At 33.7% G+C, this 13,431-nt stretch carries 18 protein-coding genes; 12 read left to right on the top strand and 6 right to left on the bottom strand.

Going from position 1 to position 13,431, the window contains the following annotated elements; all coding sequences use genetic code 11:
* Positions 1-5: 5 nt before the first annotated feature.
* Positions 6-401: a hypothetical protein gene (locus tag SLH48_RS04845; protein WP_320257222.1), complete on the top strand. Its 396-nt coding sequence runs from the start codon at positions 6-8 to the stop codon at positions 399-401.
* 131 nt (positions 402-532) lie between these two features.
* The gene (locus tag SLH48_RS04840; protein WP_320257221.1) at positions 533-1,516 is read left to right on the top strand and encodes an alpha/beta hydrolase; all 984 of its coding nucleotides are present in this window, start codon (positions 533-535) and stop codon (positions 1,514-1,516) included.
* A gap of 177 nt (positions 1,517-1,693) precedes the next feature.
* Here SLH48_RS04840 and SLH48_RS04835 read toward each other — a convergent pair whose 3' ends face one another.
* Positions 1,694-2,200, bottom strand: coding sequence for a hypothetical protein (locus SLH48_RS04835; RefSeq protein ID WP_320257220.1), 507 nt, complete (start codon positions 2,198-2,200; stop codon positions 1,694-1,696).
* Positions 2,201-2,553: 353 nt separating this feature from the next.
* On the opposite strand from SLH48_RS04835, the gene SLH48_RS04830 reads away from it, so the two are divergent.
* Together SLH48_RS04830 and SLH48_RS04825 are read left to right on the top strand one after the other, a co-directional pair.
* Positions 2,554-3,750 (top strand): nitrate/nitrite transporter, encoded by a 1,197-nt coding sequence (locus SLH48_RS04830; protein WP_410629323.1) that lies wholly within the window; start codon positions 2,554-2,556, stop codon positions 3,748-3,750.
* Between the two features lie 151 nt (positions 3,751-3,901).
* Complete coding sequence (locus tag SLH48_RS04825; protein ID WP_320257219.1) at positions 3,902-4,267, top strand: hypothetical protein; 366 nt, start codon at positions 3,902-3,904, stop codon at positions 4,265-4,267.
* A gap of 331 nt (positions 4,268-4,598) precedes the next feature.
* Here the strand turns inward: SLH48_RS04825 and SLH48_RS04820 are convergent, their stop codons facing one another.
* A complete protein-coding gene (locus SLH48_RS04820) occupies positions 4,599-4,883 on the bottom strand; it encodes a hypothetical protein (protein ID WP_320257218.1) in 285 nt (94 codons plus the stop codon).
* Positions 4,884-5,079: 196 nt separating this feature from the next.
* On the opposite strand from SLH48_RS04820, the gene SLH48_RS04815 reads away from it, so the two are divergent.
* The 4 genes from SLH48_RS04815 to vrrA all read left to right on the top strand — a co-directional run bounded on the left by SLH48_RS04815 (position 5,080) and on the right by vrrA (position 7,724).
* Positions 5,080-5,172: a YjcZ family sporulation protein gene (locus SLH48_RS04815; protein WP_214481874.1), complete on the top strand. Its 93-nt coding sequence runs from the start codon at positions 5,080-5,082 to the stop codon at positions 5,170-5,172.
* 43 nt (positions 5,173-5,215) lie between these two features.
* Positions 5,216-5,362 (top strand): YjcZ family sporulation protein, encoded by a 147-nt coding sequence (locus tag SLH48_RS04810; RefSeq protein WP_320210503.1) that lies wholly within the window; start codon positions 5,216-5,218, stop codon positions 5,360-5,362.
* A gap of 393 nt (positions 5,363-5,755) precedes the next feature.
* Positions 5,756-6,793 carry a polysaccharide deacetylase family protein gene (locus SLH48_RS04805; protein ID WP_320257217.1) on the top strand — a complete coding sequence of 346 codons (1,038 nt, stop codon included), beginning with the start codon at positions 5,756-5,758 and terminating at the stop codon, positions 6,791-6,793.
* A gap of 109 nt (positions 6,794-6,902) precedes the next feature.
* Positions 6,903-7,724, top strand: coding sequence for a VrrA/YqfQ family protein (gene vrrA, locus SLH48_RS04800; RefSeq protein WP_320257216.1), 822 nt, complete (start codon positions 6,903-6,905; stop codon positions 7,722-7,724).
* 54 nt (positions 7,725-7,778) lie between these two features.
* On the opposite strand, the gene SLH48_RS04795 is transcribed toward vrrA, so the two are convergent.
* Entirely contained in the window at positions 7,779-8,219 is a 441-nt protein-coding gene (locus tag SLH48_RS04795) for an Hsp20/alpha crystallin family protein (protein WP_320257215.1), read from the bottom strand.
* Positions 8,220-8,395: 176 nt separating this feature from the next.
* On the bottom strand, positions 8,396-9,124 hold the full coding sequence (locus SLH48_RS04790) for a glycerophosphodiester phosphodiesterase (protein ID WP_214481869.1): 729 nt from the start codon (positions 9,122-9,124) through the stop codon (positions 8,396-8,398).
* A 482-nt stretch (positions 9,125-9,606) separates the two neighbouring features.
* Here SLH48_RS04790 and SLH48_RS04785 point away from each other — a divergent pair, with 482 nt between their 5' ends.
* Entirely contained in the window at positions 9,607-10,353 is a 747-nt protein-coding gene (locus SLH48_RS04785) for a class I SAM-dependent methyltransferase (protein WP_214481868.1), read from the top strand.
* A 108-nt stretch (positions 10,354-10,461) separates the two neighbouring features.
* Here SLH48_RS04785 and SLH48_RS04780 read toward each other — a convergent pair whose 3' ends face one another.
* A complete protein-coding gene (locus tag SLH48_RS04780; protein ID WP_320257214.1) occupies positions 10,462-10,698 on the bottom strand; it encodes a hypothetical protein in 237 nt (78 codons plus the stop codon).
* A 529-nt stretch (positions 10,699-11,227) separates the two neighbouring features.
* Between SLH48_RS04780 and SLH48_RS04775 the strand changes: the two genes are divergently transcribed.
* Together SLH48_RS04775 and bshB2 are read left to right on the top strand one after the other, a co-directional pair.
* On the top strand, positions 11,228-11,569 hold the full coding sequence (locus SLH48_RS04775; RefSeq protein ID WP_410629503.1) for a YojF family protein: 342 nt from the start codon (positions 11,228-11,230) through the stop codon (positions 11,567-11,569).
* Between the two features lie 14 nt (positions 11,570-11,583).
* Positions 11,584-12,249, top strand: a complete 666-nt coding sequence (gene bshB2 / locus SLH48_RS04770) for a bacillithiol biosynthesis deacetylase BshB2 (protein WP_214481865.1) — start codon at positions 11,584-11,586, stop codon at positions 12,247-12,249.
* 106 nt (positions 12,250-12,355) lie between these two features.
* Here bshB2 and SLH48_RS04765 read toward each other — a convergent pair whose 3' ends face one another.
* A complete protein-coding gene (locus SLH48_RS04765) occupies positions 12,356-12,565 on the bottom strand; it encodes a hypothetical protein (RefSeq protein ID WP_214481864.1) in 210 nt (69 codons plus the stop codon).
* 230 nt (positions 12,566-12,795) lie between these two features.
* On the opposite strand from SLH48_RS04765, the gene SLH48_RS04760 reads away from it, so the two are divergent.
* A complete protein-coding gene (locus SLH48_RS04760; RefSeq protein WP_250886586.1) occupies positions 12,796-13,392 on the top strand; it encodes a hypothetical protein in 597 nt (198 codons plus the stop codon).
* The last annotated feature ends 39 nt before the right edge of the window (positions 13,393-13,431 follow it).

The following is a 13,431-nucleotide window of genomic DNA, read 5'->3' as shown; positions in this document are numbered from 1 at the left end:
AAATTATGAATAAACAAAAGGTTACTGTAGGTAGTATTATTTTTGTTATCTTATCATTTATTATTATTATAATTGTTTTTCTAAGTTCTACCTTCATAAATAATAATCAAATAAAAATAACTAAGTTAGGTTATGTTATCACAAAAGAAAAAGTAAATGATAGTGTTTTTCGTATTTTAATGTCTGATCATTTAATAGCTAAACCGGGCCAAGAGGTAACAGTGGAACAGATGATGAACAATGACGTATATTGGGTTGGGGGAATTACTGAGGCCGAGTATGAAGAGTTGGTGGTTGGAGAAAAAATTGAGTTGGAACTTTGGCTAGATAGAAATGGTCCTACACAATTAGATATACTTCCCCCTATACTAATAACAAATAAGGTGCAAATTAAAAAGTAGATTACTAACATATTTATCAACTTTTCTTTTAATCATATATCTGTTTAATATTAAGTATTTATAATATATATTACTTTCTTATAACAGTTTGGAATAGATGGATTCTTCACCTTAAAAACAAGGAGGTTTATATGATTAAAAGTAAAACACCAAGATTTAGAGATGAACAGGGAAATTTGGTGGACGATAGTATTGCTTCATTGGAAAAAATGATGATCGGTGGGGTGAATCAGTATGTTCTCATGAGAGGGAAAAGTAAAAATGCTCCAATATTACTGTTCTTACATGGGGGTCCAGGTTCAGCTCAAATAGGATTCGCACCAAAGTTACAAAAAAAGCTTGAGGAAAGCTTTGTTGTAGTGAATTGGGATCAAAGAGGATCTGGTAAATCATATTCAGCTGATATTAGTAGGGAAACAATGAATATTAAGCAATTCACTACAGATGTTTATGAATTGATTATTACTCTTTTGAGTCGTTTCAATCAAGAAAAAGTATACTTAGTCGGACATTCTTGGGGAAGTTTTTTAGGTATCATAACAGCTTATAAGTATCCCGAACTTATACATGCATACATTGGAGTAGGTCAGATAGTTAACATGGAGCGAGGTGAGAATGTTTCTTACCAATTTACACTTGATAAAGCAAAAGAAACAAATAACATAAAAGCAATTACACAATTAGAAAACATAGGTGAGCCACCATTTGAAAATTTAATGAAACTTCGTATACAACGAAAGTGGTTAGAAAAATTTGGAGGAACAGTGCATAAAAGCACATTTCCAAAATTAGCGCTAAAGTCGTTTACATTACGGGAATATACAATGCTAGATTGGGTTAGGACTATTAAAGATGGCATTCTATTTTCCTTGGATAATCTATGGGAAGAGTTACTGGAAGTAGATATGTATGATCTTGCATTAAAGTTTGAAATTCCTATGTATTTCTGCGTTGGGCGTTACGATTATCAAACTCCGCACGAACTTGTTCAAGAATATTATCATTCGATTGAGGCACCAACAAAAGAGCTAGTTTGGTTTGAAAACTCTGCTCATTCTCCTAATTTTGAAGAGCCTAACAAGTTCTATGATGTATGCTTATCAGCAGTTCAATAGATTTCCCTTTTTGAAATGAGAGTTTAAAAATTGCCTTAACGTTTTATAGTTGTTCTTCAAAGTAAGATACTAGGCAGTGATTTATTTGACCTCATAGGACAAAATGCCACGGCTGTGTTAACTGCCACTTGTGATCATAAGAAAAATAACAGTTAATATAAAATCAGCCTTTCATTATTATCGACGATTCATTAATAGTTTCAATACTCTGTATCCATCACTGGGCATACCTCCGTATCCCCATAAAAATGATGGATATTTTATTGGGAGGATTGTTAAAATGAATTGTCCGAGAGATGCATGCATAATGGATTTAATAAGAAAACTACTTATCGAATTAAAGTCTAGAAATGTATATAACACATAACAAAATAAGCTTAACATAAATGAGAATAATGGACCTGATAATAAGACTAAAGCATGGTGAACACTCATACTTTTATGTTTTGGAATATGAAAAAAAGCAAATCCAAGCCAACCACTTAATGGCTGAATTTTAATTGTTAGTCTACCAAAAGTAATCCCAGTACCTTTATCGGATTTCCCTAATCTTATTTCTACAGGATCCTTACTTATTAATAAAGCTGGAAGTGCATGACCAAGTTCATGAATGAATGTTGTAAACGGAAGTATAAGCGTGATAAATAATAAGAAAATGACTGCAACTTGTATATAACCATCCATAAATTCCTCACCTCATTATAACCATCTCACATCATATCTTCGATAAGTCTAAAAAAAACCCTTCTACTATGTGCTCAGCCCATCATTAAACTAACAGGATTGATTACAGTGTGATTCAGGTCACTATTTAGAGTTTGTGTTTACACTATAATGATAGTGTAAATGATAAAAACAAATTGGTTTAGGAGGTTTTGATAGATGAATTTACATAATGAGTTGAAAAAACAGCTTCCACTTATTATGAAATAAATATTGATTGCAACACGTTAAAAATAGCTTAAACCCTTTTGAGAGATGAACCACTCATAAGAGAGAAACCAATTTTTTACTAGAAGAGAAGGAAGGTTTTTTGCATGCTTTCAACCACAATGAATAGTAGACCAATAGTGCAGCTATCATTACAAACCATTAGTTTAATTGCTAGTTTTATGGTGTGGGTAATATTATCGTCGTTAATGCCATTTATTTCACAGGATTTAACTTTATCCACATCTCAAATTGCTCTAATTACGTCAGCACCTGTTATATCAGGATCACTACTGCGAATTCCTATTGGGTTTCTTACAAGTAAGCACGGTGCTAGCAACTTATTTATAGCAAACTTTATAATCTTGCTTATTCCAGTATATTTAGTAAGTATTTCGACATCATTTATTCACTTATTTATTCTCGGTTTAATTCTTGGTATTAGTGGCGCCACATTTTCAATTGGTGTTACTTCACTACCTAAATATTTTAATAAAGCAAAGCATGGATTAGTAAATGGTATTTTTGGATTAGGTAATATAGGGACTGCATTTACATCTTTCCTTGCCCCAATTATTGCAAATGAATTAGGATGGAGATTAACTATTCAATTTTATTTATTTTTAATTGCTTTTATGGTCATTGCAAACTTTATATTAGGGGATAAGAAAGAAAAAACTGTAAATGAGAAATTTGTAAACCCGCTCAAATATTTAAAACAAAATCAAGCAGTTTCAATGCTATCTCTTTTTTATTTCCTAACATTCGGAACGTTTGTAACGTTTACGGTGTTATTACCAACAATGCTTGTATCTAATTTTAATATACCTAAGGTGGAATCTGGGTTTATTCCGGCAATATTTATTATCATTGCTACATTAATTCGACCGATAGGCGGGTTGCTTGCAGATAAATTCAACCCTTACGTGATTCTTATTCTAGTCTTTGTTGTTATAGGGATAGTAAGTATAGTCATAGCGTTAACTAATGAGTATGCAATTTTCGTTATTGCAATTATGACCATTTCCTTCTGCTCAGGAATTGGGAATGGCGTTGTCTTTAAGCTTGTACCGTTATTAGTAAAAACACAAACAGGTACAGCGAATGGTATTGTAGCAGCTACGGGTAGCTTAGGGGGATTTTTTCCACCTCTTATCATTGCCTATATAGTGAACTTGACTAATAGCTACTCTGTTGGTTTCGCTTTTTTTACAATCCTTTCTATAGTTTGTCTTACGTTAACGGTTTCAGCGAACAAAAGATTTAAAGTGTCAATACTAAATGAAAAAGCAGCTGTTAGGTAGCAACTAGAAACTTACATTTAACAAAGGATTATAGAAACTGAAGCTTTATCAAACGTTAAGTATTATAAGTACAATTATACAAAACTATTAACTGTGAAGGCTTAGTTATAAAATAAAATCGTATTTTCTATATCATTTAGAGGTGATAGAAATGGCTAACCGTGAAGCTCTCAATCTAAATACAGAAAAGATTAAAGAACTGGTGGAGGTGTTTTATCAAAACCTTTTACAAGAGCAATATTTTAAAGATACGTTTAATGCTAGAGGTGTAGACCTAAATCTATTAAAGTCAAGGCAGCAATCTTTTATTCTTGCTTTAATGGATGATACAGAGGTAAATGCTAATCATCATCAGCAAGTTCAGACACGACACCCATTTAACACGACACCAGAAAATGCGCAAATGTGGATACGAGTGATGGAGGAAAGTATGGAAGAAATATCTTTAGACGAAACAATAAAATCGAAACTATTAACTAAAATGCATATGTTAATGAAAACAATTGTTAGAGGTTAACAAACTCGTTCAAGTAAGTGTCTACTCTCAAAAAAAGTATAGCGACCTACTTATACTGATTTAGAGATGCGCTTATTAGAGCTAAAGGCTATTCAAAGTAAATATAGTAGGAATAATTTGTAATTTCGGGATGAGGCATAATCCTTGATCAAGTTAGCTATATACGTTGAGGCAGTCTAATAATTATTATATATAAAATGAACACTTCCACTTTGAAATTATGGAAGTGTTTTTTTATTAGGCTCTTTTCTTAAACTTTGTTGCTATAACATTAGATATTCTGTTTTGATCATAGTTACATAACAACAAGCATGTTGATAAAAGGCTTCGATTACCAAAAAAATAGACTAGCCAAAGCAATGCCAGTTATAGCTCCAAGGCCGATACCAACAGCTAACCCTGGGAAAAATCCACCAAATGGTCGATAAAAGCCATATCCGAAGCCGCCTCTAGGACCGTATCCAAACCCTCTACTCGGAGGGCCAGCAGGCTGAAGATATACTTTATTTGGTGTAAGATGCACAATTCTACCGACGTGACGATTTCCATGGTGATCATCGATTTGAACGACTTGCCCATGGTATCTACGGCACATATTGTACCAGTGTAAACTCATATATGTCTCCTCCTTTCCATTTAGCGTATGTTTGTCAATGATGTTTGCCTGTACGCTTATCCATGTTTAACTTAAGAAAATTTTCAATAATAGTACAAATTCATCAAAAAAATGCCTTAAATTAGGTGTTTATCCCTTACGTCAAGAACCCAATTTGAATAACGTATTAAGGAATATTTGAAGGAGGTGTTTTGTAGTGGCTGCAGCAGGATTTGCAAGTGGATTTGCGTTAATCGTTGTATTGTTTATTTTATTAATTATAGTTGGTACAGCCTTTATTAGATATTAACAACTATTGTTGTTACTACACGTAATAGGAGGTGGAAAAAAGTATGGATGGTTATAAAGGAGTAAGCCCAGCTTATGGAGGGTATGGTCCTCATTATGGTTATGGGTGCTATCATGGATTTTCAAATTTTGTGTTAATCGTAGTGTTATTTATTTTATTAATCATCGTTGGAGCAGCTTTCTGTTTTTAGATACATTTCGTATTATTTTCTAAAATAAATAAAATTGTATCAATCTCTATTTGTAATTCGAGTCATTACTTCTGGCACAAAACCAATGTTAAATCGCGTTAGTTACAAATAAAGACAAGAACCCAATGACACATGCTTGGGTTCTTTTTAACATTTATATATATCTGACGTACATAAATAATTGATTAAATACGAATATGTAAATGTTGTACATAGAATAATTGTTTTTTCATATTTACTAGTTTGCTTGTTTTATTTTATTGTATTCGACAAAACGTCTTGTCATCGATATACAGTATAAATTTGTCGTTTATTGTAACCATTTTGTTACTATTTATCTCTCATTCAATTTTATAATTTTATTAACAACATAGACTAAAAGGGATGATGACGTTGAGACAGAAAAGACAAAAAAGAAAGATTTTAAGATTAAGGGAAGGTATATTAATTTGCAGTTCAATTGTGCTATTAATAATTATTATGAGTTTAAACATTGGCAGTGATAAGCCAATTGCTTCAAATAATAAAGTAGTTGCAGCAGAACAAAGTAACAAAACTGAATCTACAACAAATATTGTAGAGGATGAAATAATTGATAATGACAATAATACAATTGCCGAACATACAGACAATGACGAAAGTCAGCAACAAAATCTCACTGTGGATGTTTCAGACGAAAACGAAAATATTCATCAGCAGGAAGATGAAAATGTTGATGAAACAACTGTAGAACAAGAAGAAATTGATGAGTCTGAACAAACACAACCAACGAATAGCTCTATCGCAACTGGCTTAGAAGTTGGAAATGAAATAAATAAAGAACAAATAGAGCATGAAAAAAAAGTCGCATATTTAACTATTGACGATGGACCTTACGGTAGCTCAAAAGATATATTAGATATTTTAGAAGAATATAATGCTAAAGCTACTTTCTTTATGGTAGAACCAAAAATGAGAGAGTATCCTGAACTCGTTCGAGAAATGGTTAGAAAAGGACATGGTGTAGGCTTACATTCTGTCACACATGATAAACATCAATTTTACTCATCTCGTCAATCATTACTTAATGAACTGTCTGTTTCGAATGAAACATTAAAAGAGATTACTGGAGAAACCACACCATTAATAAGGACGCCTTATGGTAGTGCTCCTTATATGACGGACGAATATAAAGCTGCAGTTACTAATAATGGCTATATAATGTGGGATTGGAATGTCGATAGTAAAGATTGGAAATACAGAGATGAAAGGTATGTACATGATACAATTGCGCAAATAGAGAAATTAAGCGAACAAGATCATGCTCCTGTTATCTTATTACATGACAAAACTACTACTGTTAACCATTTACGCGAATTATTAGAGTACTTAACAGAAAATCATTATGAGTTACTTAAGCTTGATGCATCATTACAACCTGTTCAATTTTAAGATAGCCTATTTGTTATAAAGCAGTTTCATTTTCATTTTGAAACGAATAAACATATTATGTACCCAATAAAGATAACTTTCTGATTACTACAGAAAGGAGGATAGATATATGTTTCCATTTCAAAGGCCGACACCTCCACCAATAGCAAACCAAGCGCCAATACGACCCGGATTGTTTCGACCCCCTACAGGAGGAGCAAATATGATTGGGGGAGCTGCCAATCAAATGCAACAAGCAGCAGCTAGACCAGGAATTCTTGGTAGATTACTAGGAGGTGGAGGAGTTAACCCAGGAAATGTTGCTGGTACTGTACCAAACCAAATGTTTGGAGGCTTAGGGGGCGCTCAGCAATTAGGTGGAATGTTACCTAATGCTACTGGCGGGGCAGCAGCTGGGACACAACAGGCAGCACAAACTGGGGGGCTTTTATCAAGATTTCTTGGTGGCGGCGGGGCTACTGGTGGCTCAAACATCATGGGAATGTTAGGTAATGTTCAAAAAGTGTTAAATATGACACAACAAACAATTCCTATGGTGCAACAATATGGACCCTTGGTTAGAAACATTCCATCAATGGTTAAGATGATGAGATCACTCAATGATGATAGTGAAGACGAAGATGACACAGAATCAGAGTCAGAAAATACAGATATAACAGAAGATGAAGAAGAAGAAGAAGAGCAGGATAATAATAGTAATAAAACGAGTCAATCAACAAAGAAAACGGGCGATCAAAATAAAAAAAATGTAAAGAAAAAAACATCGAATGAGGGGACTAAAAGTACTCCAAAGAAGAAGAAAACATCTGACAGTAATAAAAAAACAACAAAAAGAAAAACAAGTGGAAATTCCCAAGGGAAAAATCGAGAAGCTCTAAGTCGCAAAGCGCAAAATACAGAGGGACAGTCTGTTCCGAAGTTATATATATAAAAATAAAACAGGGATTGGAATCACCCTGTTTTTATTTTTGTTTTTTCAATTGAATTAGTCTATGTCAATTTTTTTCCTTTTTTTCTTAGGGATTAGTACTTCCAATATACCATTTCGATGAGTAGCCGTTAATTTATGTGGTAAAACATATTCAGGAAGTGAAATAGACTTTTCATTCTTAGGTGGTCTTTGGGGTCTGAAAAACGGATTGTTGTTAGTTCTGTTATTTTTGAGTTCTCGCTTTACCTTGATTCGTAATTCATTACTTAATCTGTCAATAATAATATCCTCACGCGGTACACCTGGTAATTCAGCTTGTATTACAAAGTGTTTTTCTGTTTCAAAGACATCTACAGGGAAAGAGTTTTCAGGGGCAGCTAGTAAAAAGTAATCATCTATTGCTGAAAAAGCAGATCTTCGCGGCCGTTCCTGAAAAAATTCATTCATTAATTTCATTGGGCTTTTGTTTGGTTGACTTTTCTTTTCATTCGCCAACGTAGTTCCTCTCCTCTCAACAAATTATTGTGTGTTAGCACTAGTTTTCTCAAAAATAGGTTATGTAAATTATTTTGATTTGTATAGGTTATTCGCTGAGAAAATGAAAATAAGTTCATTCCGAGCAAGTGTATATTCTTGCTTAGTAGATGAACAGAATAAAGGGGAGACACACATTAAACTTGAAATCTTGTTTTAAAGTCTGGGAAATCTGTGACAACCCCTCTAATTTTTAATTTAGCAAGCTCGTTCATCGTATTCATGTCGTTTATTGTCCAGGCAAAGATTTCAAAATTATAGTAATGGAGATGATTTATCGTAGAGCTATTTAAGATGGTCCAGTAAGCATTCATATAATGAATAAAAGAGCGGTAACTTTCAAGTGTTTGTTTGGAAAAATCGTGAAATAAAAAATGTAATAACAACGCTTTTTTTACATTTGGTAAGAGTTTATGAAGTTTCTTTAGCGTAGAAGGATAAAACGATTGAATAATTATGTTGGAATTTTGTTGTTCAAGGTTCCGCTTTTTGAGCTCTGCAGCTAGTTTTTGTTCGATCTTTGGATATAGAAAGGGGTTGCACAATTCAATGATAATCCCTATTTTGTCAGAATATTGATCGAGCACCTCTCCTAAAGTAGGAACTTTTTCTTTTTTGAAATCTGCATGAAACCAGTTTCCCGCTTTTAATTGTTTAATAGACCTAAGAGAATAGTCTTTCACATTCCCGGTTCCATTAGTTGTACGGTCTACTGTAATATCATGTATGACGACAAGCTCTTGATCCCTTGTCATTTGTACATCTATTTCAATGTAGTCAGCCTCTAAGGCAACTGCTTTATCAAATGCTGCAAATGTATTCTCAGGTGCATATCCAGAAGCACCTCGGTGCGCTATAAATAACATTTCCCTCACTCGCTTACATTTGTTTTTTCATTAAGCTCATTTGTAAACTTTGTTGCTATTATTACCAAGTTTATCCCATAAGAAGCGGCTTTATATGTTAGTAATCATATTACAGAAGAAATGATGCCACGAAACGCTAGTTGTTCCCCGTGTATATTTCATAACATGAAAAACAACAATCAAGGTGATAACAACCTTTCATGATGCACCTATACTGAAAACACATAGAAAAAATGGCATAATCTAGATTTCCATCTGTAACCCTTAAATAGCATCTAAACGATTCAGCATTATTATATGCAGCTGATGAGATGTTGACTTGTAAAATATGAAAATATTATGTAAGTGTAAGAGAACATGATGAAATAATTATAGCCACTTGTGGATAACAGCATTCATTTTGTTGTAACTATGTTTTCATGGTACATCTTTTAAGAATATTCATATAATGCTATCATCATGATGAAAAAAGGTTGGGATCAATGAAAACTTTTAAATACATTGATTTTCTTGCAGAATTTGGTATTGGCGGAGCTCACCCTGGTGGATTTCTTTTGTCAAAAGAGGTATTATCTGAATTGCCGATTGATCAATCTAGTCGTGTGTTAGAAGTTGGGTGTGGAACAGGTCAAACGACAGCTTACATTAAAAAGAAATACAAATGTAATATGTATGCACTTGATAACCATCCTGTTATGATATCAAAAGCAAAGAAGAGATTTGCTGAAAATAACTTACAAGTACACGTTCAAGAGGCTGATATTAGATACATGCCGTTTCCTAATAACTTTTTTGATATCGTAATAGCTGAATCTGTTACGTGTTTTACTGATATTTCAACATCTTTACAAGAATATAGCCGTGTATTGAAGGATAATGGTGTATTATTAGCCATTGAAATGACGACAGATAAGCTATTATTACAGCATGAAGTTAAAGAAATAAAGAGCATGTATGATATATCAGAAATATTAACAAAGAAACAATGGATAACAAAATTAACACAAACTGGTTTTGCCACAGTAGATGTGTTAAAAACATCTACTGTAAACAATTCTTTATTTAGGCAAGAGCAACCAGAATTCAATTTTTCAGCGAACATAGACCCTGAGTTATTTAAATTATGGGCAAATCATAATGATATGACCCAAAAATATCGACATATTTTAGGTTATGGAGTTTTTATAGCTAAGAAGGAAGCTATAAAAGAAGAGAAAGTACAAGGTTAGTAAAATTCTCAGCTTATTTTAAAGTAATCATAGGCAGTAAAAAATGGATCTCCAAAGGCTATAGTGCCTTTGGAGAGATGAATTCAACTGAGAGTGAAAGCAAAGTACTTACCAGAAAAAAGCGAATGCGAGTGCAGTTATTGCGACTATACCGACTATCGCAACAGCTGCAACTGCAGCAGCTCCACCGAACCCACCGTATCCACCATATCCTCCAACAAATCCTAGACCATACCCGCCGAAACGTCTCGGTCCCGGGCCAATTGGTCTAATATATACGTGTGAGGGTGTTACACTGTCTACAATACCTCGATGAACTCCTCCACCTCTTAAGCGAACTTCCACAGGTCTTCCTCTATATGAACAACATCTGTGGTAAATATGTTGACACATATTGTTTGAATCTCCTCTCTAATGAATTTATTTGTGATGTAAGCATACTAGTTGTTTCAATCCAATGAATATACTATAGTTTATGTAATGATTTCATTTTTTGCGTGGGACTAACGTTGAGGGCTATCGTGGAGTTTATTTGAAAGGCCCTATGTGTGAACATTGTTGTATTGTTATCAAATTAGTACTATAAAAATGGTTTTATATTGTTAGAAATTGTTGTACTGAAGAAAAGATGCCACGAACTCTATTTGTGTACGTGTTTATTCTTAATACGAAAAACAACAATTAATACGAAAACAGCCATTTGAAATGTAAAATAAACTTAAATATTCTTGTACCAAGTGTTTCTTTCATTAGTATGCTATTTTGTATACTAATAAATGGAAAAAAGTATACGATATTAGTTGGTAGTCCCATGTATTAAAATGTTCTCTTTATCCCTATTACATTTTTATTGGAGTGAGATACTGTGAAGCCAATTGAAAAGGAAAATGTCCAAGAGGTACTCGATAAACTCTTGAACGAAAAGTTATTCGTACATTTAGAAACAACTACTGGTGCCTATGCTAATCATTTCGATGAAAAAAATATGACAGTTGCCGCTTTTATAAGAAACGTGCCAATTTGTTTCTCACAAGCAAAAATTAAGGGCCCCGGACCGTATCGTATAGGACTAAAAATAGAACAAGGCTGGGTTTATGCAGAAGGAATTACTGATTGGGAGATTAATGACCAATCCCAAGTATTGCTTGCTGGGCATGATAAGGAAGGCCGTTTAGCCATATCATTACAGCTTAGTAAACAACCATTTAATGAGTAAGGAGGTAGAAAGAGATGGAACGACATGTACTTGTTGTATTACCACATCCAGATGACGAAGCTTTTGGTGTAGGTGGGTTAATAGCGCAATATTCTAAAAAAGGAATTCCTGTTACATATGCTTGCGCTACACTTGGAGAAATGGGTAGGAACATGGGGAGTCCGCCAATCGCAAATAGAGAGACCCTTAGAATGTTAAGAAAAACTGAACTACAAGAGGCTTGTTCTGTATTAGGAATTAAGGATTTGCGTATGTTAGGGTTTAGGGATAAAACGTTAGAATTCGAAGATGAAGCAAAACTAGTTAATAGTATAAAAGCTGTGATAGATGATGTGAACCCGTCATTGATCATTACCCACTATCCGGATCATGGTGTTCATCCTGACCATGATGCATGCGGTTTAGCTACAGTTAAAGCAGCAAAAAAAATAAAGGATGACAATAGACCGAGAGTATTAGGTCATGCAATATCAAAAAATCGTTTTGAGGTACTCGGTAACCCAACTTTCACTGCCGATGTAAATGACGTATTCGATATTAAAGTAAATGCTTTGAAGGCTCACCGTACACAAACAGAAGGTATGATTAAAAGGTATAATGAAAATAAAGAAAAACAAGAAGAGTTCAAAAAATGGTTTGGTACTGAATTGTTTTGGGACATTGACCTAGATAAATTTTAGTAGCAACAGACTAGACTCGGCTAACTAGCCGAGTTTTTATGTTATTCAATCCAATCATACTTAAGAGTAGAACTTAAGAAATGCTTTTGATGTGTCACTATTTTATTTAGGCTGTATCCTCTTCAGACTCTCTACCATCGTCAAGTAATAATGCACCATTCCGAATTAATGACTGGAATAAATCAAGCGGAAAAACACCGCCATATTTTGCATTCTCCATTTCAATCCTTACATTAGAAGCATTGATCTTTACTACTTTTAATTTTTTTGAATTATAGAAATTGGGAACAAACTTTGTCGTAATTTCAAATTGCATATTTTCTTTTAGCTCCATCATAGTCACCTTTGTATTAGTATCGTGTTTTATACAATATAAATTTTTCCTGTTATTGATTACATTAACCAATTTTTTTCTTTTTATTCAGCGAGTATATATAATTTTTAAAAATATCCTTACACCATATAAAAACTATAGAAATTAGGTAGTAGCGAAAAAGAGGCGAACGCATACACTAAATACGAGAAATAGGAGGAGGTAGAAACCAAATGTACTATCAGCCTGGAGGCAATTATTATACACAACAAACAAACCTTCAGTTTCCGAAGAGAATGAACAGCGTAAGAACGCCAATGCAAATGTATGTACAGCAAGTGATACAAAAGTGGAATGATGGCCCAAGAAATGAAGCTTTGAAGTTCATGAAAAAATATGGCCTTCCAGATGAGGCAACACCAAGAATGATAATTTGGTATAACAATGAACCTTGGAAACGCACAGTAATATATAAAGAAACCATACCGCACAATTTTCCTAAAAAACATGTTGATTTCATTGAACAAACCATAGCCTATAGAGTACCGATACATTTATACGATAATATTGCAAGGTTTGATGGGAGTATCATATTAGATCGTACAAAAGGTGAAGTGACTGCAAGGTGTGATAATGAGGCGATGAACTATGCTGCGTTAAATATTATGCATGAAATTGTCACAAGAAAGCGTACTGAGCAAGAAGCAAGGGATTATTTAGCTAAGACAGTGAAGGAATATGAAAACAACGAGCCAACACCATATACGGAAGGGTTTTTATTTAAGTTACCAACAAAGAAGACAGCTGATCCTGATAAAGCTGTATTGTGAACATGATGCCTGCAACAATTGTAGGCATTATAAAATTGT

This window comes from Cytobacillus sp. IB215316 (assembly GCF_033963865.1).
Classification (GTDB): Bacteria; Bacillota; Bacilli; order Bacillales; family SM2101; genus Nanhaiella; species Nanhaiella sioensis.
The sequence above is the reverse complement of the archived record's forward strand: the minus strand, read 5'-3'. Positions and strand labels throughout refer to the sequence as shown.

What these genes read in the sequence shown, in the direction of transcription:
- SLH48_RS04785 (WP_214481868.1), top strand. Translation starts at nt 9,607, where the DNA reads ATGAAAACTTTTAAATACATTGATTTTCTTGCAGAATTTGGTATTGGC.
- SLH48_RS04840 (WP_320257221.1), top strand. Translation starts at nt 533, where the DNA reads ATGATTAAAAGTAAAACACCAAGATTTAGAGATGAACAGGGAAATTTG.
- vrrA (WP_320257216.1), top strand. Translation starts at nt 6,903, where the DNA reads ATGTTTCCATTTCAAAGGCCGACACCTCCACCAATAGCAAACCAAGCG.
- SLH48_RS04830 (WP_410629323.1), top strand. Translation starts at nt 2,554, where the DNA reads ATGCTTTCAACCACAATGAATAGTAGACCAATAGTGCAGCTATCATTA.
- SLH48_RS04825 (WP_320257219.1), top strand. Translation starts at nt 3,902, where the DNA reads ATGGCTAACCGTGAAGCTCTCAATCTAAATACAGAAAAGATTAAAGAA.
- SLH48_RS04760 (WP_250886586.1), top strand. Translation starts at nt 12,796, where the DNA reads ATGTACTATCAGCCTGGAGGCAATTATTATACACAACAAACAAACCTT.
- SLH48_RS04835 (WP_320257220.1), bottom strand. Translation starts at nt 2,200, where the DNA reads ATGGATGGTTATATACAAGTTGCAGTCATTTTCTTATTATTTATCACG.
- SLH48_RS04820 (WP_320257218.1), bottom strand. Translation starts at nt 4,883, where the DNA reads ATGAGTTTACACTGGTACAATATGTGCCGTAGATACCATGGGCAAGTC.
- SLH48_RS04790 (WP_214481869.1), bottom strand. Translation starts at nt 9,124, where the DNA reads ATGTTATTTATAGCGCACCGAGGTGCTTCTGGATATGCACCTGAGAAT.
- SLH48_RS04810 (WP_320210503.1), top strand. Translation starts at nt 5,216, where the DNA reads ATGGATGGTTATAAAGGAGTAAGCCCAGCTTATGGAGGGTATGGTCCT.
- SLH48_RS04765 (WP_214481864.1), bottom strand. Translation starts at nt 12,565, where the DNA reads ATGCAATTTGAAATTACGACAAAGTTTGTTCCCAATTTCTATAATTCA.
- SLH48_RS04845 (WP_320257222.1), top strand. Translation starts at nt 6, where the DNA reads ATGAATAAACAAAAGGTTACTGTAGGTAGTATTATTTTTGTTATCTTA.
- bshB2 (WP_214481865.1), top strand. Translation starts at nt 11,584, where the DNA reads ATGGAACGACATGTACTTGTTGTATTACCACATCCAGATGACGAAGCT.